Origin of the sequence: Pseudomonas sp. JY-Q, assembly GCF_001655295.1 — a bacterium.
Lineage (GTDB): Bacteria > Pseudomonadota > Gammaproteobacteria > Pseudomonadales > Pseudomonadaceae > Aquipseudomonas > Aquipseudomonas alloputida.
Map to the genome: position 1 here is coordinate 2005247 of NZ_CP011525.1, position 20844 is coordinate 2026090.

18 protein-coding genes are annotated in these 20844 nt (G+C 62.8%); 8 read left to right on the forward strand and 10 right to left on the reverse strand.

All coding sequences use genetic code 11. The features are described from left to right. Nucleotides 1–2 precede the first annotated feature (2 nt). The 6 genes from AA098_RS08970 to AA098_RS08995 all read right to left on the reverse strand — a co-directional run bounded on the left by AA098_RS08970 (nt 3) and on the right by AA098_RS08995 (nt 7042). On the reverse strand, nt 3–3635 hold the full coding sequence (locus tag AA098_RS08970) for an ATP-binding protein (RefSeq protein ID WP_003248698.1): 3633 nt from the start codon (nt 3633–3635) through the stop codon (nt 3–5). A gap of 8 nt (nt 3636–3643) precedes the next feature. Continuing rightward, nucleotides 3644–4261, reverse strand: coding sequence for a response regulator transcription factor (locus tag AA098_RS08975; protein ID WP_003248700.1), 618 nt, complete (start codon nt 4259–4261; stop codon nt 3644–3646). A 280-nt stretch (nt 4262–4541) separates the two neighbouring features. Beyond that, the gene (locus AA098_RS08980; RefSeq protein WP_003248702.1) at nt 4542–5873 is read right to left on the reverse strand and encodes a deoxyguanosinetriphosphate triphosphohydrolase; all 1332 of its coding nucleotides are present in this window, start codon (nt 5871–5873) and stop codon (nt 4542–4544) included. 144 nt (nt 5874–6017) lie between these two features. Further along, nucleotides 6018–6347 carry a hypothetical protein gene (locus tag AA098_RS08985; RefSeq protein ID WP_003248704.1) on the reverse strand — a complete coding sequence of 110 codons (330 nt, stop codon included), beginning with the start codon at nt 6345–6347 and terminating at the stop codon, nt 6018–6020. Next, nucleotides 6344–6718 carry a phage holin family protein gene (locus tag AA098_RS08990; RefSeq protein ID WP_003248706.1) on the reverse strand — a complete coding sequence of 125 codons (375 nt, stop codon included), beginning with the start codon at nt 6716–6718 and terminating at the stop codon, nt 6344–6346. Before AA098_RS08990 ends, AA098_RS08985 begins: the two co-directional genes overlap by 4 nt. Nucleotides 6719–6727: 9 nt before the next feature. Continuing rightward, nucleotides 6728–7042 (reverse strand): YqjD family protein, encoded by a 315-nt coding sequence (locus tag AA098_RS08995; protein WP_003248709.1) that lies wholly within the window; start codon nt 7040–7042, stop codon nt 6728–6730. Between the two features lie 312 nt (nt 7043–7354). Here AA098_RS08995 and AA098_RS09000 point away from each other — a divergent pair, with 312 nt between their 5' ends. The 5 genes from AA098_RS09000 (at nt 7355) to AA098_RS09020 (ending at nt 10726) form a co-directional block, all read left to right on the forward strand. After that, on the forward strand, nt 7355–8563 hold the full coding sequence (locus tag AA098_RS09000; RefSeq protein ID WP_012053177.1) for an ammonium transporter: 1209 nt from the start codon (nt 7355–7357) through the stop codon (nt 8561–8563). A gap of 73 nt (nt 8564–8636) precedes the next feature. Then, on the forward strand, nt 8637–8876 hold the full coding sequence (locus AA098_RS09005) for a glutaredoxin family protein (protein WP_003248714.1): 240 nt from the start codon (nt 8637–8639) through the stop codon (nt 8874–8876). Nucleotides 8877–8984: 108 nt separating this feature from the next. Next, nucleotides 8985–9416 (forward strand): D-Ala-D-Ala carboxypeptidase family metallohydrolase, encoded by a 432-nt coding sequence (locus AA098_RS09010; protein ID WP_064614092.1) that lies wholly within the window; start codon nt 8985–8987, stop codon nt 9414–9416. A gap of 65 nt (nt 9417–9481) precedes the next feature. After that, nucleotides 9482–9790, forward strand: a complete 309-nt coding sequence (locus AA098_RS09015) for a hypothetical protein (protein WP_003248718.1) — start codon at nt 9482–9484, stop codon at nt 9788–9790. A 51-nt stretch (nt 9791–9841) separates the two neighbouring features. Further along, nucleotides 9842–10726 carry a pseudouridine synthase gene (locus AA098_RS09020; protein WP_003248719.1) on the forward strand — a complete coding sequence of 295 codons (885 nt, stop codon included), beginning with the start codon at nt 9842–9844 and terminating at the stop codon, nt 10724–10726. 884 nt (nt 10727–11610) lie between these two features. On the opposite strand, the gene AA098_RS09025 is transcribed toward AA098_RS09020, so the two are convergent. Continuing rightward, the gene (locus tag AA098_RS09025) at nt 11611–13176 is read right to left on the reverse strand and encodes a PAS domain-containing methyl-accepting chemotaxis protein (protein WP_003248720.1); all 1566 of its coding nucleotides are present in this window, start codon (nt 13174–13176) and stop codon (nt 11611–11613) included. Nucleotides 13177–13426: 250 nt separating this feature from the next. Then, nucleotides 13427–16168 carry an aconitate hydratase AcnA gene (gene acnA / locus AA098_RS09030; protein WP_064614094.1) on the reverse strand — a complete coding sequence of 914 codons (2742 nt, stop codon included), beginning with the start codon at nt 16166–16168 and terminating at the stop codon, nt 13427–13429. 224 nt (nt 16169–16392) lie between these two features. Between acnA and rlmM the strand changes: the two genes are divergently transcribed. Then, nucleotides 16393–17457 (forward strand): 23S rRNA (cytidine(2498)-2'-O)-methyltransferase RlmM, encoded by a 1065-nt coding sequence (gene rlmM, locus AA098_RS09035; protein WP_003248725.1) that lies wholly within the window; start codon nt 16393–16395, stop codon nt 17455–17457. A gap of 415 nt (nt 17458–17872) precedes the next feature. Here rlmM and AA098_RS09040 read toward each other — a convergent pair whose 3' ends face one another. Together AA098_RS09040 and AA098_RS09045 are read right to left on the reverse strand one after the other, a co-directional pair. Further along, entirely contained in the window at nt 17873–18736 is an 864-nt protein-coding gene (locus tag AA098_RS09040) for an IS3 family transposase (RefSeq protein WP_054889722.1), read from the reverse strand. Then, the gene (locus AA098_RS09045; protein WP_064614096.1) at nt 18733–19026 is read right to left on the reverse strand and encodes a transposase; all 294 of its coding nucleotides are present in this window, start codon (nt 19024–19026) and stop codon (nt 18733–18735) included. The genes AA098_RS09040 and AA098_RS09045 overlap by 4 nt, the downstream gene beginning before the upstream one ends. Before the next feature lie 344 nt (nt 19027–19370). Between AA098_RS09045 and tusA the strand changes: the two genes are divergently transcribed. Further along, a complete protein-coding gene (gene tusA / locus AA098_RS09050; protein WP_003248727.1) occupies nt 19371–19613 on the forward strand; it encodes a sulfurtransferase TusA in 243 nt (80 codons plus the stop codon). Between the two features lie 60 nt (nt 19614–19673). Then, the gene (gene pdxB, locus AA098_RS09055; RefSeq protein WP_004577094.1) at nt 19674–20816 is read left to right on the forward strand and encodes a 4-phosphoerythronate dehydrogenase PdxB; all 1143 of its coding nucleotides are present in this window, start codon (nt 19674–19676) and stop codon (nt 20814–20816) included. Nucleotides 20817–20844: the final 28 nt, after the last annotated feature.

A 20844-nucleotide genomic window follows, 5' to 3' on the forward strand; every position in this document is an offset into this window, starting at 1 on the left:
AGTTAACACGTCTGGTTGCCTGCCTGAGTATCTCTGCTGGTGGCCAATTCCTTGGCCAGGGCACGTTCCACTCGGCACATATGCCGTGCCAGTGCCTGGCGCCGCAGGCGCACCTGGGCAGTGGGCAAGTCGCTGGCCTCGAGGGCTTCACAGGCCGCCATCAGGTCAGGGGCTTCCAGCATGCGTGCGGCGCTTAGCACCTTGTGGGCCTGCTCGGCAATGGCGCCGCTGTCGTGTTGCGGGTGAAGCGCCATCAGGCTGGCCAGGTCGGCCTGAAGGCTCTGGTGCAGGGCCTCCAGGAAGCGCTGGCGATCGACCGGGTCAGGCCCGACCACGGCGGCCAGGCCGTCCAGCTGGTACAGCTTGCGGCGGGGGCGTTGCTGGCGGCGCGGGCGAATGCCAGCCAGGCGCTGGCTGAGGGTGCTCAGGCTGATGGGCTTGAGCAGGCAGTCGTCCATGCCGGCGGTCAGGCACTTGCGGCGTACTTCCGGCTGTGCGTTGGCGGTATAGCCGAGGATGGTGCAGGGGGGGCGCTTGCCCTGGCGTTCTTCGGCGCGCACGGCAGTCGCCAGCTGGTAACCGTTCATGTGCGGCATGTTGCAGTCGAGTACCAGCACATCGAAGTCGCCTTCCCGCCAGGTCGCCAGGCCTTCCCGCCCATCGCGGGCGCTGGCGTGCTCCAGGCCCAGGTAGCCAAGTTGTTGCGCCATCAGTTGCAGGTTGGCCGGGTGATCATCAATGACCAGCACGTTCAGCCGTGGGTCGGGCACGTCGAGCTGCTCGGGCAGCGGTTTCGGCTGCTCTGCGCCATCCACCCGTTGCAGCGGCATCTTCAGGCGCACCTGGGTACCGACATCCTCCAGGCTTTTCATGGACAGGCTGCCGCCCATCATTTCGCACAGGTTACGGCAGATGGCCAGGCCCAGCCCGGTACCTGCGCGGGCGCCCTGGCTGTGCGGGTTGGCCTGGATGAACGGGTTGAACAGGCGCTGCAGGTCGTCGGGGTGGATGCCGATGCCACTGTCGCGCACCTCCAGCTCCAATACGGCGGGTGTGCTGGTACCGTCATCCAGCAGACTGACGCAGATGCGCACCTGACCATGCTCGGTGAACTTGATGGCATTGCTCACCAGGTTGGACAGCACCTGCTTGAAGCGCAGCGGGTCAAGCAGGACAGGGCAGCGTGCGGCCGGGGCGATCTGCACCTCCAGGGCCAGGCCTTTCTGTCGCGCCTGGCCATCGAAAATGCGCGCCACCGATTCGACCAGCGCCGCCAGGTCGACCACCTCCGGGGCCAGGGACAAGTGCCCGGACTCGATGCGCACGATGTCGAGAATGTCACCGATCAGGCCTAGCAGGTCTTTGGCCGAATGGTGTGCCAGTTCCAGCGCGCTGCGGTCCACCCGGCCCTGGTCGGCGCGCTTGACCGCCAGTTCCAGCATGCCGATGACGGCATTCATCGGGGTGCGGATTTCGTGGCTGATGGTCGCCAGGAACGTGCTCTTGGCGCGGTTGGCATCGTCGGCCTGCTGCTTGGCCTGGCGCAGCTCCATGACCAGTTGCCGGCGTTCGCTGATGTCGATCCAGCCGCCGATGATCCCCTGTACCTCACCCAGAGAGTCGCGGTACGGCAAGATCCAGTGGTAGATAGTCAATGCCCGGCCTTTGATCCGTAGTGGGCGGTCCTTGATCAGCGGCGAGCCCGCCGCCATGACTTTCTGGTAATCAGCCTGGATCTGCCGAGCCTGCTCGGAATCGGCAAACAGGCTGTCCTTGAGTTTTTTGCCGATCACTTGATCGGAGCGGGCCTGCACGGCTTCAAGGTAGCTGTAGTTGCAACTTTTCAGGCAACCCTCGCGGTCGCGCACATACATGGGGTGGGGCGTACCGTTGAGCAGGGCGCGCATGAATGCCAACTGGTCGTTCAGCGCGCGTTCGGCGCGCTGGCGCTGGCGAATCTGCAGGCGCAGGCGGGCATTCCAGAGCAGGGCCAGCAACAAGAGCACGACCGTGGCCAGCACCACCTGCAGGGCAAGGCGGCTGTAGACTTTGGTGTTGTCATCCTCATGCCTGCCAAAGCCGCGCCAGCGGTTGTTGATTACCCCCAGCTCCTCGGGTGAGATACTCAGCAAAGCCTTGTCGAGGATAGACAACAGCGCCGGTGACGGAGCCGTGGTGGCCATGGCGAAGTTGGCGGGTTCGCTGCCGACCGAGGTGCGGATGACCAGTTCGGGGTTGCTGGCCAAGGCGTGGTTGGCGTCGATCAGGGTGGTGATCACCGCATCGACGGCCCCGCTGTTGAGCAACGCCATGGAGTAGAACGCGCTTTCGGTCTCGACCCAGCTTATCTTTGGGTAGTCCCGGGACAGCATGGCGTTCATGGTGCTGTCCCGGGTAATGGCGATGCGATGCCCCTGCAACTGCTCCAGTGAACTCAGTGTGTTGTTGTCCTTGTGGTTGACCAGCACATAGGCGCTTTCGAGGTAGGGGCGGCTGATTTGCAGGTCGTCCCCTGGTTTACCGGCGCTGGCCAGTGCGGCGATGACATCGGCCCGGCCATCCTTGAGGCGGGCGACCATGTCGGCAATGCCACTGGCACGCTGCACTTCGAAACGCAACCCGGTGCGCAGGCGAATGAGTTCCAGCAGGTCGGCGGTGATGCCTCGGAAATGCCCCGAATCATCGAAATAGGACAGTGGTGCAGCCGCGTCATCGGCTGCCACGCGCATCACGGGATGCTTCTGCAGCCACTGCTGCTCGGCCGCGCTCAATTGCAGTTGGCGATCGCTCAGCAACAGGTCGCTGCCGGCGCTCCAGCGTTTGAAGATACTGGAGCGTATGGCCGGGCTTTGCCTGTCCAGGATGGTGTTCACCAGGTCCAGCAGCACGGTATCTTGCTGACGCAAGGCAAAACCGAAGCCGATGGCCTCGTGTTTGCCGAAGTTGGCCATGCGCAGGCGGGGCAGATGACCACGGTTGAGCTGGTAGTGCGTGGAGATGGTGTCGCCGATGAACACGTCGGCCTGGCCGAATGCGACAGCATTCAGTGCCTGGCTGGAAGAGCCAAAGGCCAGCAGCTCGGCCTTGGGGTAGGCGGTGAGTACTTCCTGTCTGGGCAAATAGTGGTAGAGCATACCCAGGCGCATGCCGGCAAGGTCCATGTCCAGTGCCCGGTTTTCGTCTTCACGCGTTACCAGTACAGGTTGGTCGACGGCATAGGGGCGCGACAGTGCCAGGCCGTCACTGGCCGCTTCGTAGCCATTGGCGCTGCCCAGCAGGTCGATATCCCCGTGCCTGAGCGCCTCCACCGCCGCCTGCCGGCTGGAGAAACGCAGCACCCTCACTGGCAACTGCAAGGCCTTGCCGATCAGGCTTGCATACTCGGCGGTCAGGCCCTGGTAGTCGTTGCCGCCACCGGTGATGTCGAACGGCGGATAGTCGGGGGCCGACGTGCCCAGTACCAGTTCCTGCTGGCCTTCGAGCCATTGCCGTTGTTCGGGCGTGAGCACGGGCTGGACCGGGCGGGCCGATGAGCGCGCCAGTAACGTAAAAGACGCGGCTTCACGATGGCCAGCCTGTGTTGCGCCGCTGAGCAGCAGCAGAACGAGCAGCAGGCAGTTGATAGCTCGGGCCATGACCATGTTCAGACCAGCGCGTTGCGCTTGGCCATCTCGATCAGATCGACCAGCGTATTGACTTGCAGTTTGTGCATGAGGCGCTTCTTGTAGGTGCTGACAGTCTTGCTGCTGAGAAACATGCCCTTGGCAATTTCCTTGTTGCTGCGGCCTTGGGCGAAAAGTTGAAGCACCATCAGTTCGCGGTCATTTACCTGGCGGAAAAGTTGCAGGTCACTGTCGGTCGTCTGGTTGTTTTTTATTGCCTGGCTGGGGAAGTAGTTATAACCGGCCAGTACGGCCTTGATTGCACTGAGCAGTTCGCTCAGGTCTTCCTGCTTGCAAACATAACCCGCTGCGCCCGAGTGCATGCAACGTACGGCAAACAATGCCGGGGACTGTGCAGTCAGTACCAGAACCTTCAAGGGCAGGGCCATGCTCTGAAAGCGGGCCAGCACCTCCAGGCCGTCTAGCTTGGGGATGCTGATGTCGAGAATGACCAGGTCGGGGTTGCTCTCGCGGATCATCTGCATGGCGTCTACGCCGTTGTCCGACTCGCCGACAATCTTGTAGTTCTGGTTTTCCAGCAGCATACGGACGGCCAGGCGAATCACCGGATGGTCGTCAACGATAAATATGGAATGCATGTTCAACTTCCCTGCGGTCGATTGAGGGTGACAGTGGGCACCTTATCGCAGTTGGAAGTCGTCAGGCGTGCGAGGAATGGCTGTTAGGCTTATATGGGAAACGGCTTACAAGATAAAGCAAAATGGGCTACGGAATAGGTGTGCTTAACTCGCTGTCAAAGCGATTTTGGTAACTTTTCATTAGTTTTTATTCGTGCCGTTTAGTGTGGTTACCTCGGTGTAGGAAGTTTCCTGCAGCGTGGTGCAGCGCCTGGCCGAGCCCGCGCTGCACCGACGCGTTTCAGGTCGGGCTGGAGCGCCCGGTCATCTCTCGGGCCATTTCGCTGGCATAGCTGTCGGTCATGCCGGCGATGAAGTCGATCATGCGCAGGAAGGCGCTGTGCAACGAGGCATGCGGGTCTGGCGCATTGTTGCCGATCAGGTCCAGCACCCTGCGACTCTTGAACGATGGCGTACGTCCACCGTGCTGCTCGAGGGCCGCACCGCAGAACGTGTTCAGCAGAATCTCCAGGGTGGTGTAGGCGCCGATTTCGTGCAGGGTCTTGCGCTTGTCCTGGAAGATTTTGTTGCGTGCCATGTCCTTGGCTTGCAGTACACAGCGTTTGGCTGGGCCATGCATGTGTTCCACCAGGTCGCCCGCCAGTTGCCCGGCCAGCAACGCCTGCTGCTGCTCGACGAAGGCGTGGGCGGCGGCGTTGGTCAGGTGTTCGATGGCCTTGCCGCGCAGGATGGCCAGTTTGCGCCGACGAGAATCGCGTGGGCCGAGCTGGCGGTAGGTTTCTGGCAGGTCTTCGCCGACCAGGTCAAGCAACAGCGCTTCGACTTCTGCGTATTGCAGCAGCTCCATTTCCAGGCCGTCTTCCAGGTCGATCAGCGCGTAGCAGATGTCATCGGCAGCCTCCATCAGATACACCAGTGGGTGGCGCGCCCAGCGCTGGTGTTCCAGCTGCGGCAGGCCGAGCTTGCGGGCGATCTGTTCGAGCAGGGGCAGTTCGCTCTGATAGCTGCCGAACTTGTGCTTCTTGTAGCCCAGGGCGTCGGCATGGCGGGCGCTCCACGGGTACTTGAGGTAGGTGCCGAGGGTGGCATAGGTCAGCCGGGTCCCCCCATCGAACTGGTGGTATTCCAGTTGGGTGAGCACACGAAAGCCCTGGGCATTGCCTTCGAAGTTGAGAAAGTCGGCCCGTTCGTCATCGCTCATGTCGTCCAGCCAGCCACGCCCGGCGGCCTGCTGGAACCAGTGGCGAATGGCGTCTTCGCCGGAGTGGCCGAATGGCGGGTTGCCGATGTCGTGGGCCAGGCAGGCTGACTGCACAATCATCCCCAGGTCACTGGGGGCGCACCAGTCCGGCAGGTTGTCGCGCAGGGTCTCGCCGACGCGCATCCCCAGCGAGCGGCCGACGCAGCTGACTTCCAGCGAATGAGTCAGGCGCGTATGGATATGGTCGTTGCTCGACACCGGGTGCACCTGGGTCTTGCGGCCGAGGCGGCGGAAGGCACCGGAGAAAATGATGCGGTCATGGTCTTTGTGGAAGGGGCTGCGCCCGAGTTCATCGGCGCTGTACAGGGCTTTGCCCAGCCGTTCGCGGGTAAGCAAGGTGTGCCAGTCCAAGGCGCGGTCTCCTGTCGTTCGAAGGCAGCAGCATACCCTGCAGGGAGCGCATTGTGCTGCGAAGAAAAGACCGGCCCTTTGATGCATTTGTATCGATCGTACGGGCCTCTTCGCAGCACAAGGCTGCTTCTGCCGGGGCGAGCGTCAGGGCCGGCGGCCGCCTTGCAGGTAGAGGCGTACCAGCGGCAGCAGGGTGCTGCCCAACCGTACCAGGCGCGTCAGGTTGCCGCTGCGTACGCCCTTGCCGGTGAGAAAGCCCAGCGCCACCACAGCGCCGATGCCCCACAGTGGCGCATGCTTGATACCCAGGCCTTCATGTAGCGAGCTGCCCATGCCGCGCACGCGGCGCAGCGGTTCAAGCAACTGACCGGACTCATGACGGATTTCCTGGCGGTGCATCTCCATGCGCAGGCGCAGCAGCGCCTTGCGCAGTTCGCGCGGGTTACGCGTGTTTGGCAGTTCTGGCAGGCTCATGGCAACAGGCGCTCCCTGTCCTTGGCAAGTTCGTCGAGGGTGGCGCCGAAGGGCGATGATTCGTCGAACACCGCCGCCTTCAGGCGCACGCCGCAGTACAGGGCGGCAATGCCATAGAACACGCACAGGCCAATGATACCGGCCAGTCGATAGCTGTCCCACAGCAGCACCAGCAGCAGCCCGGACAGCGCGGTCAGCAGCAGCAGGGCGAACACCAGCGCCAGGCCGGCGAACAGCAGCAGGCTCAAGGTACGGCCCTTCTGCTCCTGCAACTCGATACCGAACAGCTCGATGTGGCTGTGCAGCAGCCCCAGCATGGCCGCGCCCAGGCGCTTACCCGAAGCGCCGGCGCCGTTGGCGTCATTCTCCATGGGTTCCCCTTAGCGCCGGTTGGCCAGCAGACCGATCAACAGGCCGACGCCGGCCGCGATGCCGATTGCCCGCCACGGGTTTTCCTGCACGTACTGCTCGGCGCTGCCAAGCGCTGCCTGACCGCGTTCACGTACCGAGTCCTGGGTCAGTTGCAGGGTTTCGCGGGCCTGGGTCAGGCGCTCGTGAATCTGCTCGCGCAACTCGTCGGCCTGGTCGCCGGCCAGGTTGGCGGTGTCGGCCAGCAGCTTCTCGGTGTCGCGCACCAAGGCCTGGAAGTCAGCCATCAATATCTCTTGTGCATTCTTTGCCGATTTGCTGGCCATGGGTCTCTCCCTGTCGATGAGTGTTGGTAGTTCGAGTGACAGCACGCATGGAAGGTTCAAGTGCGGCTGCTGGTATGGGCCTTGCTAAGTTTTTGCCACGTTGCGGAGCGCCTATGACCGGTTTTGCGCCGATTCAGGGCGCCCACGCAGCGGATACCGATAAACCTTAACCCAATCCACGACAAACCCAAGAAAAAACCACGCAGGCTTCACCCCGCTCACCTGAACAGGGTAGGGGCTGGCACCGATTCGGTGCAGGGATGCAGGTTCTTGAACTGTCCTGGTGCCTTTTTCAGCAGGTCTGCCTATTTCATGGAAAACATGCACAGCGCTATGGACTCTCTGGTCCACGGTTCCAACACCCTGTTCATTCTCATGGGCGCCATTCTGGTGCTGGCCATGCATGCCGGCTTCGCGTTCCTTGAAGTGGGCACGGTGCGCCACAAGAACCAGGTCAACGCCTTGTCGAAGATCCTCAGCGACTTTGCCATCTCGGCGCTGGTCTACTTCTTTATAGGCTACTGGATCGCCTACGGGGTCAACTTCTTCCAGCCGGCGACAACGCTGGCTGTCGACCATGGCTATGCGCTGGTCAAGTGCTTCTTCCTGCTGACCTTTGCGGCGGCGATTCCGGCGATCATCTCCGGGGGCATTGCCGAGCGGGCGCGGTTCGTGCCGCAGTTGTGCGCCACGGCGTTGATCGTGGCGTTCGTCTATCCGTTCTTCGAGGGCGTGGTGTGGAACGGCAACCTGGGCGTGCAGGCTTGGCTGCAGGCACGCTTCGGCGCACCGTTCCACGACTTTGCCGGGTCTGTGGTGGTACACGCCATGGGGGGCTGGCTGGCGCTGGCGGCGGTGCTGCTGCTGGGGGCGCGCCGTGGGCGCTACCGCGAGGGCCGATTGGTGGCGTTTGCGCCGTCGAGCATTCCCTTTCTGGCGTTGGGCTCGTGGATCCTCATCATCGGCTGGTTTGGCTTCAACGTCATGAGTGCCCAGACCTTGCAGGGCGTCAGCGGCCTGGTGGCGATCAACTCGCTGATGGCGATGGTGGGTGGCACCCTGTCGGCGTTGCTGGCCGGGCGCAACGACCCGGGTTTTCTGCATAACGGCCCGCTGGCCGGGCTGGTGGCGATTTGCGCAGGTTCCGATCTGATGCACCCGGTGGGTGCGCTCGCCACCGGCCTGGTGGCCGGCGCTCTGTTTGTCTGGACCTTCACCGCCGCGCAAAATCGCTGGAAAATCGACGACGTCCTGGGTGTGTGGCCGTTGCATGGCCTGTGTGGCGTGTGGGGGGGCATCGCCTGTGGCGTGTTCGGCCAGGTGGCGCTGGGCGGCATGGGCGGTGTCAGCCTGGTCAGCCAGTTGCTGGGCAGCCTGATGGGCGTGCTGGTGGCCTTGGCCGGTGGCTTTGCCGTGTACGGAGCCATTCGTGCGTTGCATGGCCTGCGCTTGAGCCATGAGCAGGAGTTCCAGGGCGCGGACCTGTCGCTGCACCGGATCGGTGCTACCAGCCAGGATTGAGCCTGGTCAGGTGCAGGGTGGGCGTGGCGCGCCTAGAATAGGCTTCTGTGTATGCCAACCCGGGACCTGCCACATGCTGCCTGAATGTCAACTGTTCGGCACCCTCGGCTGCCACCTCTGCGAAGTGGCCGAGGCTGTGTTGATGCCTCTCGTCGATCATGGCCTGCTGGTAGAGCTGGTCGATATCGCCGAGAGCGAGCTTTTGTTCGAACGTTATGGCCTGATCATTCCGGTGCTGCGGCGCTGTGACAACGGCGCCGAGCTGCACTGGCCGTTCGATACCGAACAAGTGGTGGCTTTTCTTGGGCAATGATGGCTGCAGAGGAGTTGCAACCCTGCTCCATGATCTGTGAAGCGAGCTGATGATCCGGTGGAGGCGCACCGTCGCCGGTAACCTTCTCCATCATCGGAATAGCTCGCCATGTTCATCACTCCACATTTCACCTTCGATGAAATGACCGTTTCCCAGCTCGCCGCCCGCGAAGGGTTCGATAATGCACCGCCCCTCGAAGCCAGGGCCAACCTGCAATTGCTGTGCTGTGCGCTGGAACAGGTACGTGCATTGTTCGACGCGCCCATCATCATCAGCAGCGGGTATCGCTGTGAAAGGGTCAATCGGTTGATCGGTGGCGCCTCCGATAGCCAGCACGTGCAAGGGCTGGCGGCGGACTTCACGGTGATCGAGGTCAGCCCGCGCGAGACCGTTCGGCGAGTCAGCGAAAGTACGGTGCCCTTCGATCAGCTGATCCTGGAATTCGATAAATGGGTGCACCTGTCGGTGACGCGCGGCACGCCGCGCAGGCAGGTGCTGACCCTGCGTAAAGGCAGCGGCTACCTGGCGGGGCTGCAATGAAGCGCATTGACGGCAGCAAGGGGATGTTCGTATGCTGTATATAAATACAGTATCGAGGTGAAGCCATGCTCAATGTCGAGCAACTCAAGTACAGCGTCAATCGCATGCCCGTGGATCGGGTGGCTGACGCCGTTCTGGAACTGCGCCTCGAAGGCCTGGTGACGGGCGACTGCACGCCGTTCGGCAAAGTGCACTTCAATACCTGCTTCGCCGAGATCGAGGCCTTGTTCCAGCGGGCCGGTTACCACCGAGGGCTGGATGTGGTGGGTTATGAGGGGTTGCTCTATGCACTCTACGACCCTGGCCGCTGGGAGCCGGTGCAGGTACTGCGCTGGCTGAAGGAGCGCTGCGAGGCGATGGCCCAGGCTGGTTGAGGGGGCGGGCTTGGGCGATAATGCGCGGCCATGAACGTCTCGAGCCCAGCCATGACCACGCCTTTCGACCCCGCCCGCCAGCAAGCCAGTACGGTGTGCCTGCCACCTGGTAACTGGGTGACGGTGCTCGATTGCTTGTGTGACCATTTCAAGGCCATCGACCGCGCCCAGTGGCTTGACCGCTTTGCCCGTGGCCGGGTGCTGGATGCCAACGGGCACGCAGTTGCCGCCGACCTGCCTTACAAGCGTGGCATGCGTTTGCATTACTTCCGCGAAGTGCCGAACGAACGGCCGATTCCGGTGCAGGAGGTGGTGCTGCATGTGGACGAGCACCTGGTTGTGGCCGATAAACCGCATTTCCTGCCGGTGACGCCGACCGGTGAATACGTCGAGCAGACCTTGTTGCGTCGCCTGATCCGTCGCCTGGACAATCCGCACCTGGTGCCGTTGCACCGCATCGACCGGCACACCGCTGGGCTCGTGCTGTTTTCCGCCAACCCGCACAGCCGCAGCGCCTACCAGCGGCTGTTCCCCGAGCGGCGTATCGACAAGCGTTACCAGGCCATTGCCGCTGCCATGCCGCAGCATGCATTTCCGCTGGTGCACAAAAGCCGCCTGGTGCATGGCGAGCCATTTTTCCGCATGCATGAGGTGGAGGGTGAGGCCAACAGTGAAACCCTGGCCGAGGTGCTGGAGAAGAACGGTGAGCGATGGCGCTATGGGCTATCGCCCGTGACCGGCAAGACCCATCAGTTGCGTGTGCACATGGCGGCCTTGGGGGCAGGGATCAGCAATGACCCGTTCTATCCGCAGTTGCTCAATGAAGAGGATGACTACCAGCGGCCGCTGAAACTGTTGGCGCAGAGCCTGCGTTTCGAGGACCCGCTGAGTGGCGAAGAGCGCTACTTCGAGAGCCGGTTGCGGTTGGACTGGTAACACAGCACGCGGGTTCACCTGCGAAAGGGCCGGGCCTGCTGGCCAATCTCCACCCGCCGTTCACTGTTGCTGCCGCTACCGTATTCGCGGGTAAACCCGCTCCTACGCACGCATCGGTGGTTCGGCACAGGCCGCGTGTAGGAGCGGGTTCACCCGCGAAAGGGCCGGGCCTGCTGGCCAATTTTCACCCGCCGGTCACCGTTGCCGCTGCTACCGTATTCGCGGGTAAACCCGCTCCTACGCACGCATCGGTGGTTCGGCACAGGCCGCGTGTAGGAGCGGGTTCACCCGCGAAGGGGCCGGCCCTGCTGGCCAATCTCCACCCGCCGTTCACCGTTGCCGCCGCTACCGTATTCGCGGGTAAACCCGCTCCTACGCACGCATCGGTGGTTCGGCACAGGCCGCGTGTAGGAGCGGGTTCACCCGCGAAAGGGCCGGCCCTGCTGGCCAATCTCCACCCGCCGTTCACCGTTGCCGCCGCTACCGTATTCGCGGGTAAACCCGCTCCTACGCACGCATCGGTGGTTCGGCACAGGCCGCGTGTAGGAGCGGGTTCACCCGCGAAAGGGCCGGGCCTGCTGGCCAATTTCCACCCGCCGTTCACCGTTGCCGCCGCTACCGTATTCGCGGGTAAACCCGCTCCTACGCACGCGTAGGTGGTTCGGCACAGGCCGTCGTAGGAGCGGGTTCACCCGCGAAAGGGCCGGCCCTGCTGGCCAATCTCCACCCGCCGTTCACCGTTGCCGCCGCTACCGTATTCGCGGGTAAACCCGCTCCTACGCACGCATCGGTGGTTCGGCACATTCCGTTGTAGGGGCGGGCTTGCCCGCGAACACCGGCAGAGCCGGTGCCCTCCACCGCGGCGGAGGGCCAAGTCGCGAGCTTCAGCGGTTGAAGCGCTCCACCAGCGAATACTGGCTGCCCGCCGTGCTGGTCAGTTCCTCGCTCAGCAGTGCCGAGTGCTGCGCCTGTTCGGCGGTCTGGTCGGCCAGTTCGGCAATGGTGCTGATGTTGCGGCTGATCTCGTCAGCCACTGCGGTCTGCTCCTCGGTTGCAGCTGCAATCTGGGTGGCCATGTCGGTGATATTGGCCACCGCTTCGCTGATGCCTACCAACGCCTCGTCAGCCTGCATTACCCGGTCGACGCCTTCCTGTGCCTGGCGGTGGCCGGTTTCCATGGTCTGCACTGCGTTACTGGCGGTCTGTTGCAGCTTGGCGATCAGGCCATGGATCTGCCCGGTGGATTCGGCGGTGCGCTGGGCCAACTGACGCACTTCATCAGCCACTACGGCAAAACCACGGCCCATTTCACCGGCGCGCGCCGCTTCAATGGCTGCGTTCAGTGCCAGCAGGTTGGTCTGGTCGGCGATGCCCTTGATCACGTCGACCACGCCACCAATCTCGTCGCTGTCTTTGGCCAGTTGCGTAACCGTCTGGCCGGTCTCGCCCACTGCCGCCGACAGACGTTCGATGGCCTCGCGGGTTTCTCCGGCAATCTGCCGGCCTTGGCTGGTCAGGCGGTTGGCTTCCTGGGTGGCATCGGCGGTGCGCTGCACATGGTTGGCCACTTCCTGAGTGGTGGCGGCCATCTGGTTTACCGCAGCGGCGACTTGCTCGGTCTCCACCCGCTGGCGCTCCAGCCCCGTAGAGCTCTTGTGCGCCAAGGCATCGGACTGGCGTGCCTGGTCGCTCAGGAGTTCGGCACTGTCTTGTAGGCGGGTCAGGCAGGTTTTCATGCGTGCGTCCTGGCTGAGCATGGCCATTTCCAGGCGCGCCTGCACGCCACGGCTGTCGGTGTACATCTGCGCGATCAGTGGGTCGGAAGTGGTTTGCTCGGCCAGGCGCAGCAGGCGCTTGAGGCCGCGCTGCTGCCAGCTCAGGCCGAGCAGGCCCAGTGGTACCGATAGCCCTGCGGCCAAGGCAAAGCCCCAGGAATGACCCAGCCAGTTGCCGATCAGGAAGCCCACCTGGCTGATCAGGATGAACGGTAGCCAGTCCTGCAGCACTGGCAGCCACTTGTCGCGGCGCGGTACCGGTGGCTTGCCCTGGTTGATGCGCTGATACAGGGCCTCGGCGCGGCGGATCTGCTCGGCGGTGGGCTTGACCCGCACCGACTCGAAACCGACAACCTGGTTGTTATCGAAGATGGGGGTGACATAGGCGTTGACCCAGTAATGGTCACCGGACTTGCAGCGGTTCTTGACGATGCCCATCCACGGCTGGCCCTGCTTGAGGGTTTGCCACATATGGGCAAACACGGCAGGCGGTACGTCGGGGTGACGCACCAGGTTGTGCGGTGCGCCAGTCAGCTCCTCGCGGGTGAATCCACTGATTTCGATAAAGGCATCGTTGCAGTAGGTGACCACACCCTTGGCGTTGGTAGTGGAGATCAACCGCTGCTGGGCAGGGAAAGTCCGTTCTCTCTGGGTAATCGGCTGGTTGTTACGCATGGGTGATAGTCCGCAGGGCTTTCGACAGGTATCGGCAAGCCGCTGGTTTTATTGAATGGATATTTGGTTCATTGATTGCACTCAATGACGGGTAAGTCAGATGATGACCGAATGGATGGCCAAGGGCCAGTGCTGTCGCGTGGGACTTTAAAGCATATAGCTTTGAGGTATTGGCGTGTAGGAGACCGAGCGCCGCCCGCGCAGCGCTCGGTCTAGAGAGCGGAACACATCTTCGGCCAGACGCTCCGTCTCAACCGGCGATCATCTGGCGCAACACATAGTGCAGAATCCCCCCGGCCTTGAAGTACTCCACCTCGTTCAGGGTATCAATCCGGCATAGCACCTCGATCTGTTCCTGCTGGCCATCCTCGCGGGTAATGCGCAAGGGCAGGCTCATGCCGGGGCGAATATGTGCGCCGTCCAGCCCCAGTACATCGATCTGTTCCTTGCCGGTCAGCCCCAGCTGTTTGCGGTTGTGCCCGGCCTTGAATTGCAGCGGCAACACGCCCATGCCCACCAGGTTGGAGCGATGAATACGCTCGAAGCTTTCTGCCAGCACGGCCTTGACCCCCAGCAGGTTGGTACCCTTGGCTGCCCAGTCGCGGCTCGAGCCGGTACCGTACTCCTGGCCGGCAATCACCAGCAGCGGGGTGCCCTCCTGCTGGTAACGCATGGCCGCGTCGTAGATCGACAGCTTCTCGCCAGTGGGCACATGCAAGGTGTTGCCGCCTTCTTCACCTGCCAGCATTTCGTTGCGGATACGGATGTTGGCGAAGGTGCCGCGCATCATCACTTCGTGGTTGCCACGCCGCGAACCGTAGGAGTTGAAGTCGCGAGGCTCCACACCCTGTTCCCGCAGGTAGCGCCCGGTCGGGCTGTCGGTCTTGATGTTGCCCGCGGGGGAAATGTGGTCGGTGGTCACTGAGTCGCCCAGCAGCGCCAGCACCCGTGCGCCGTGAATATTGGCAATTTGTGGCGGCGGCCCGCCGATGCCGTCGAAGAACGGTGGGTGTTGGATGTAGGTGGAGTCAGCCTGCCACACGTAAGTGGCGGCCTGTGGCACCTCGATGGCCTGCCATTGCGCATCACCGGCGAACACTTCGGCGTATTCCTTGTGGAACATCGCCGTATCGACCTTGGCCACGGCCTCGGCAATTTCCTGCTGGGTCGGCCAGATATCACGCAGGTAGACCGGTTGGCCGTCCTTGCCTGAGCCCAGCGGATCGCGCGTCAGGTCCAGGCGCACGCTGCCGGCCAGGGCGTAGGCCACCACCAGCGGGGGCGAGGCCAGCCAGTTGGTCTTGACCAGTGGGTGCACGCGGCCCTCGAAGTTGCGGTTGCCCGATAGCACCGAGGCCACGGTCAGGTCGGCGCTGCCAATGGCTTTTTCGATAGCCTCGTCCAGCGGGCCGGAGTTGCCGATGCAGGTGGTGCAGCCATAACCGACCAGATCAAAACCCAGTTGGTCGAGGTAAGGCGTGAGCCCGGCTGCCTCGAAGTAGTCGGTGACTACCTTGGAGCCTGGCGCCAGCGAGCTCTTGACCCAAGGTTTGCGTTGCAGGCCTTTTTCCAGTGCTTTTTTTGCCACCAGCCCGGCAGCCATCATCACGCTGGGGTTGGACGTGTTGGTACATGAGGTGATCGCGGCAATCACCACGGCGCCATCGCGCAGGGTGTGGGTCTGGCCCTGATGGCTGTAGTCGACTGCGCCGGTCTGGTCGGCGTTGCCCACCGCGACACCGCCGCCACCTTCGCTTTCCAGGCGGCCAACTTCTTTGGCCAGCGGCTTGGGCTGCAGCTCGATGAAGTGGTCGAAGGCTTGGCTGACCTGGCCCAGCGCTACGCGGTCCTGTGGCCGTTTGGGCCCTGCCAGGCTGGCTTCGACGTCGTCCATGTCCAGCGCCAGCGTGTCGCTGAATAACGGCTCCTGGCCGGGCAGGCGCCACATGCCCTGCGCCTTGCAGTAATGTTCGACCAGCTGCACGGTCGTTTCGGGGCGGCCCGAAAGGCGCAGATAGTCCAAGGTGACTTGGTCGACCGGGAAGAAGCCACAGGTGGCGCCGTATTCCGGTGCCATGTTGGCGATGGTCGCGCGGTCGGCCAGGGGCAGCTCGGCCAGGCCGTCGCCGTAGAATTCAACGAACTTGCCCACCACGCCTTTCTTGCGCAGCATCTGTGTCACGGTCAGCACCAGGTCAGTGGCAGTGATGCCCTCCCGCAGCTTGCCGGTCAGCTTGAAGCCGATCACTTCGGGGATCAGCATCGATACCGGCTGGCCGAGCATGGCCGCTTCCGCTTCGATGCCGCCGACACCCCAGCCGAGTACGCCCAGGCCGTTGATCATGGTGGTGTGCGAGTCTGTGCCCACCAAGGTATCGGGGAAGGCATAGGTGCGGCCGTCGGCCTCACGGGTCCACACCGTGCGGCCCAGGTATTCCAGGTTGACCTGGTGGCATATGCCGGTGCCCGGGGGAACTACGCGGAAGTTGTCGAAGGCGCTCTGGCCCCAACGCAGAAAGGCATAGCGCTCGCCATTGCGCTGCATTTCGATGTCGACGTTTTCGGCAAAGGCTTGCGGCGTGCCGTAGCGGTCGACCATTACCGAGTGATCGATCACCAGGTCGACCGGTGACAGCGGGTTGATCCGTTGCGGGTCGCCGCCAGCCTTGGCCATGGCGGCGCGCATGGCCGCCAGGTCGACCACGGCGGGTACGCCGGTGAAGTCCTGCATCAACACCCGCGCCGGGCGGTACTGGATCTCGCGGTCCGAGCGGCGTTCGCCAAGCCATTGGGCAATGGCGCGCAAGTCGTCGCCGGTGACGGTCGCGCCATCCTCCCAGCGCAGCAGATTTTCCAGCAGCACTTTCAGCGACATGGGCAGGCGCTGCAGGTCACCCAGCTGGCGGGCGGCCTCGGTGAGGCTGAAGTAGTGGTAGGTCTGGTCGCCGACCTTGAGGGGCTTGAGGGTGTTCAGGCTATCGAGCGAGGGCATTGCCAACTCCTTCTGCACCGGTGCCCGGCAAATATTCACGGTTTGCCGGCAGCACCGCTCTGTATCGGTCCGCACGGCACGGACCTGGCTGAATGGTCAGGTTAGACCGGTTTACGCTACCTGACCCTTTTCTGGACCGGCGGGGCGTGTCGCAGGTTCCGAACTTCCTTTATCATCGCCGCCCTGCCGGCGCCTGTGGTGCGCCAGCCGTCGTGGAGTGAGAGATGAATACCCTGTTCATGCATTGCCGGCCCGGTTTCGAGGGCGAGGTTTGCGCCGAAATCAGCGAACATGCCGCCCGCCTGGGTGTTGCCGGCTATGCCAAAGGCAAGCCGCAAAGTGCCAGTGCCGAGTTTGTCTGTAGCGAGGAGGGCGGTGCCGAGCGCTTGATGGGGGAACTGCGTTTCAACCAGCTGATTTTCCCGCGGCAGTGGGCACGTGGCGGTTACGTTGAACTGCCGGAAAGTGACCGCATCAGCGTACTGCTGGCGCAGCTGGCTGACTTCCCGGTGTTCGGTAGCCTTTGGCTGGAGGTGCTGGACAGCAACGAAGGCAAGGAATTGTCCACTTTTTGCCGAAAGTTCGAAGTGCCGTTGCGCAAGGCCCTGGAGAAGGCCGGCCGCCTGGTCGACGACCCCGGTCGCCCACGCTTGCTGCTGACCTTCATCAGCGGCCGGCGGGTATTTGTCGGCGTGGCATCGGCCAGCAACAGCGCCTTGTGGCCCATGGGCATCCCGCGCCTGAAGTTCCCTCGCGAGGCACCTAGCCGTTCGACACTCAAGCTGGAAGAGGCCTGGCACCAGTTCATTCCGCGTGAGCAGTGGGAGCAGCGCCTGGGGGATGACATGACCGGCGTCGACCTGGGAGCCTCACCGGGTGGCTGGACCTACCAGCTGGTGCGCCGTGGCATGCTGGTGACAGCCATCGATAACGGGCCGATGGCCGAAAGTCTGATGGACACAGGCCTGGTCCAGCACTTGATGGCCGATGGGTTTACCTGGCAGCCGAAGCAGCCGGTAGACTGGATGGTGTGCGATATCGTCGAGAAGCCGGCGCGTACCACCTCGCTGATTGAAACCTGGCTGGGTGAGGGGCTGTGCCGCGAGGCGGTGGTCAACCTGAAGTTGCCGATGAAGCAGCGTTATGCCGAAGTACGGCGCCTGCTCGACCGTATGGAGGCAACATTCAAGGCACGCAAGATCAAGGTGTCGATTGCCTGCAAGCAGCTGTACCACGACCGTGAAGAAGTAACCTGCCACCTGCGGCGGCTCGACTTGAAGCCCCGCTGAGGCCAGCGCGTCGTTCTGCTTCTGCTTCTGCTTGTGCTTCTGCGTCTGCGTCTGCGTCTGCTTTTGCTTTTGCTTTTGCTTTTGCTGTTGCTTCTAAGCGCGCGATAGTTCAGGCGACGCAGATTGCGACTTCAGGAGGCCGAGTGCAGGGCTTGCGAAGGGAGGTGACGGGCATGGATGCCCGTCAAGCGCTGGGCCCCAGGATGGGGCCTGCAGCGCGGTCCTCCCGGGAGCAAGCCCGGAGCGAGGGGACCCCGGAGCGCAGCGCAGGGGCCGGATGATGGGAGCCGACGGTTTTTGGTTCCTTTTTGCCACGACAAAAAGGGACCCGCCGTAAGGGCGGAAAGGTGACTATGCGCCACCTTCGCAAATGAATACTGGGCCTGCCCCGTGACAGCGGACGCCAAGAAGCTGGCTACAAAGCCAACTGCCTTAAGCCTTTTGCGTATTCGTTCGGTGAACGGTAACCCAGTGCTGAATGCAGTCGACAGCTGTTGTAAAACCCATGGATGTAGCTGGCAATTGCCAGGTGAGCCTGTTTCTTTGTGGGGTAGACCGCGCAGGCTTCCTCTCTCTTCAATGTAGCGAAGAAACTTTCAGCTACGGCGTTATCCCAGCAGTTTCCTCTCCGACTCATGCTTTGCGCGAAGCCCTTCTTGGCCAAAGCGAGACGAAACCTGCTGCTCGCGTACTGGCGCCCTTGATCGGAATGGAAAATCACTCCGTAGACGCCCAAACATGCGTTCCAGGCGTTCATAAAAGCGCGCTCGACCAAGTCGTCAGGCATCCTGTCCGCCAGGCTGTAACCTAGCACCTGGCGGGTTTGGATGCTCAGTGCCACTGCCAGATAAAGCCAGCCCTCTTTCGTAGCGATGTAAGTGATATCACTGACCCAGGCTGGGGTGGAGCTTTGAACGGAGAACTGACGACCCAATAAATTGCTCGCCACTGGCAGCGCATGGTGACTGTCGGTGGTGCACGGCCTGAAACCGCCCTTGGATCGGCCTTGTATGTGCTCTTCATGCATCAGCCGGTCAACGCGCTTATGACCTACCGCATAGGCCTGCTGCCTTAGCGCCTCGACTAGCCGTGGTCGGCCATAGGTCTTGCGGCTAGCCGCGTAAACCTTGTGTAGATCGATGCGTATTTGTGCATCCGGATCTGGACGGCCTTGGCGATGCTGATAGTCGTAAAACCCTGAAACCGAGACACCCATTACCCGGCACAACAGACGCACCGGGAACTGAGCCCGTTCTTCAGCGACGAAGGCGTATCTCACCTGGACTCTTTGGCAAAGAATACCGCCGTCTTTTTTAGGATTTCACGCTCCAGTTTCAGCTCGGCGTTCTCGGCTCGCAATCGTGCTAACTCGCTGTCCTCTCGGGTGATTGCGCGACGGTCAGGAGAGCTCAACGGCTGGCCGTTGCGGGAAGCGTTGACCCAGTTGTCCAACGTCTTCACAGACATCTCCAGCTGGCGAGCAGCTTCCGTCCTGCCAAGCGTTTCAGCCAGCGCAACGGCCTGAATCTTGAACTCATCGGTGTAATTGCGGCGAGTGGTTGGGTACATGACAACCTCCAAGATAGCGATGTAAGTATCGCTTCTTGGCGTCCGTTGTCACGGGGCAGGCCCACCAAAAAACGCTGCGCTCCCATCATCCGGCCCCTGCGCTGCGCTCCGGGGTTCCCTCTCTCCGGCCTCGCTCCCGGGAGGACCGCGCTGCAGGCCCCATCCTGGGGCCCAGCGCTTGACGGGCATCCATGCCCGTCACCTCCCTCCGCAAGGCCTGCGTTCGGCCTCCTGAAGTCGCGAAGATCAAGATCAAGATCAAGATCAAGAGCGCTGGGTTTGAAAGCCGTGCTTGGACCGCGTCGCGCTATGCGCGACAATAGCGATCATTTTCGGAGCCCCCCATGACCGATTTCACCCCCGACGCCATCCTCGATGCCACCGGCCTGAACTGCCCGGAACCCGTGATGATGCTGCACCAGCACGTACGCAACCTGGCCGCCGGCGGCCTGCTCAAGGTCATCGCCACCGACCCGTCGACCCGCCGCGACATCCCCAAGTTCTGCAACTTCCTCGGCCACGAGCTGCTGCAGCAACAAGAGGACGCCGGCACTTTCCTGTACTGGATCCGCAAGAAAGCCGACTGAATCGCTCTGGAACACGCCCGGCGTTGCGCCTACACTGCGCTCCCCAGACAGGAGAGCGCCATGCTGATAGTTGCCGACGAGAACATCCCGCTGCTCGATGCCTTCTTCCAGGGTTTCGGTGAAATTCGCCGCTACCCCGGCCGAAGCCTCGATGCTGCCAGCGTCAAGGACGCCGATATCCTGCTGGTGCGCTCGGTGACCAAGGTCGACCGTCAGTTGCTCGAAGGCAGCCGTGTACGCTTTGTCGGCACGTGCACCATCGGCACTGATCACCTGGACCTGGACTACTTTGCAGAAGCTGGCATCCGCTGGAGCAGCGCACCTGGCTGCAATGCCCGCGGCGTGGTCGATTACGTGCTGGGCAGCCTGCTGACCCTGGCCGAACTGGATGGCGTGGCATTGCCTGAGCGCGTGTATGGCGTTGTCGGCGCGGGTGAAGTGGGTGGCCGCCTCGTGCGGGTGCTGCATGGCCTGGGCTGGAAGGTGCTGGTGTGCGACCCATTGCGTCAGGCCGCGGAGGGCGGCGACTACGTCAGCCTCGAAACCATCCTGCAGCAGTGCGATGTGATCAGCTTGCATACCCCGTTGCAACGCGGCGGCCAGCACCCGACCTGGCACCTGCTGGGGCAGGCGCAGCTGGCACAGTTGCGCCCGGGTGCCTGGCTGGTAAACGCCAGCCGTGGCCCGGTAGTGGACAACGTGGCCCTGCGCGAGCTGCTGCTGGACCGTGAAGACGTGCACGCGGTGCTGGATGTGTGGGAAGGGGAGCCGCAGGTCGACCTGACGTTGGCCGACCTGTGCACCCTGGCTACGCCGCACATTGCCGGCTATAGCCTCGATGGCCGCCAGCGTGGCACGGCGCAGATCTACCAGGCGCTGTGTCGCTTCCTCGGTGTGAATGAGCAGGTGCGACTGGCCGAGCTGCTGCCCAAGCCACCGCTGGCGCAGATCGAGCTGGATGCCAGCACCGACCTGTCCTGGGCCTTGGCCACCCTGTGTCGCGCCGTGTATGACCCGCGCCGTGATGATGCCGATTTCCGCCGTAGCCTCAGCGATGATCCGCAGCAACAGCGAGCAGCGTTCGACCAGTTGCGCAAGCAATACCCGCCAAGGCGCGAGATCGAGGGGCTGGCCGTGCGCTTGCACGGGGAGGCGCCGCAGTTGGCGCAGTTGGTCAGTGCCCTGGGTGGGGTGTTGGTCTAAGCACGCCTTGCCTTGATCTTGCAGGTAG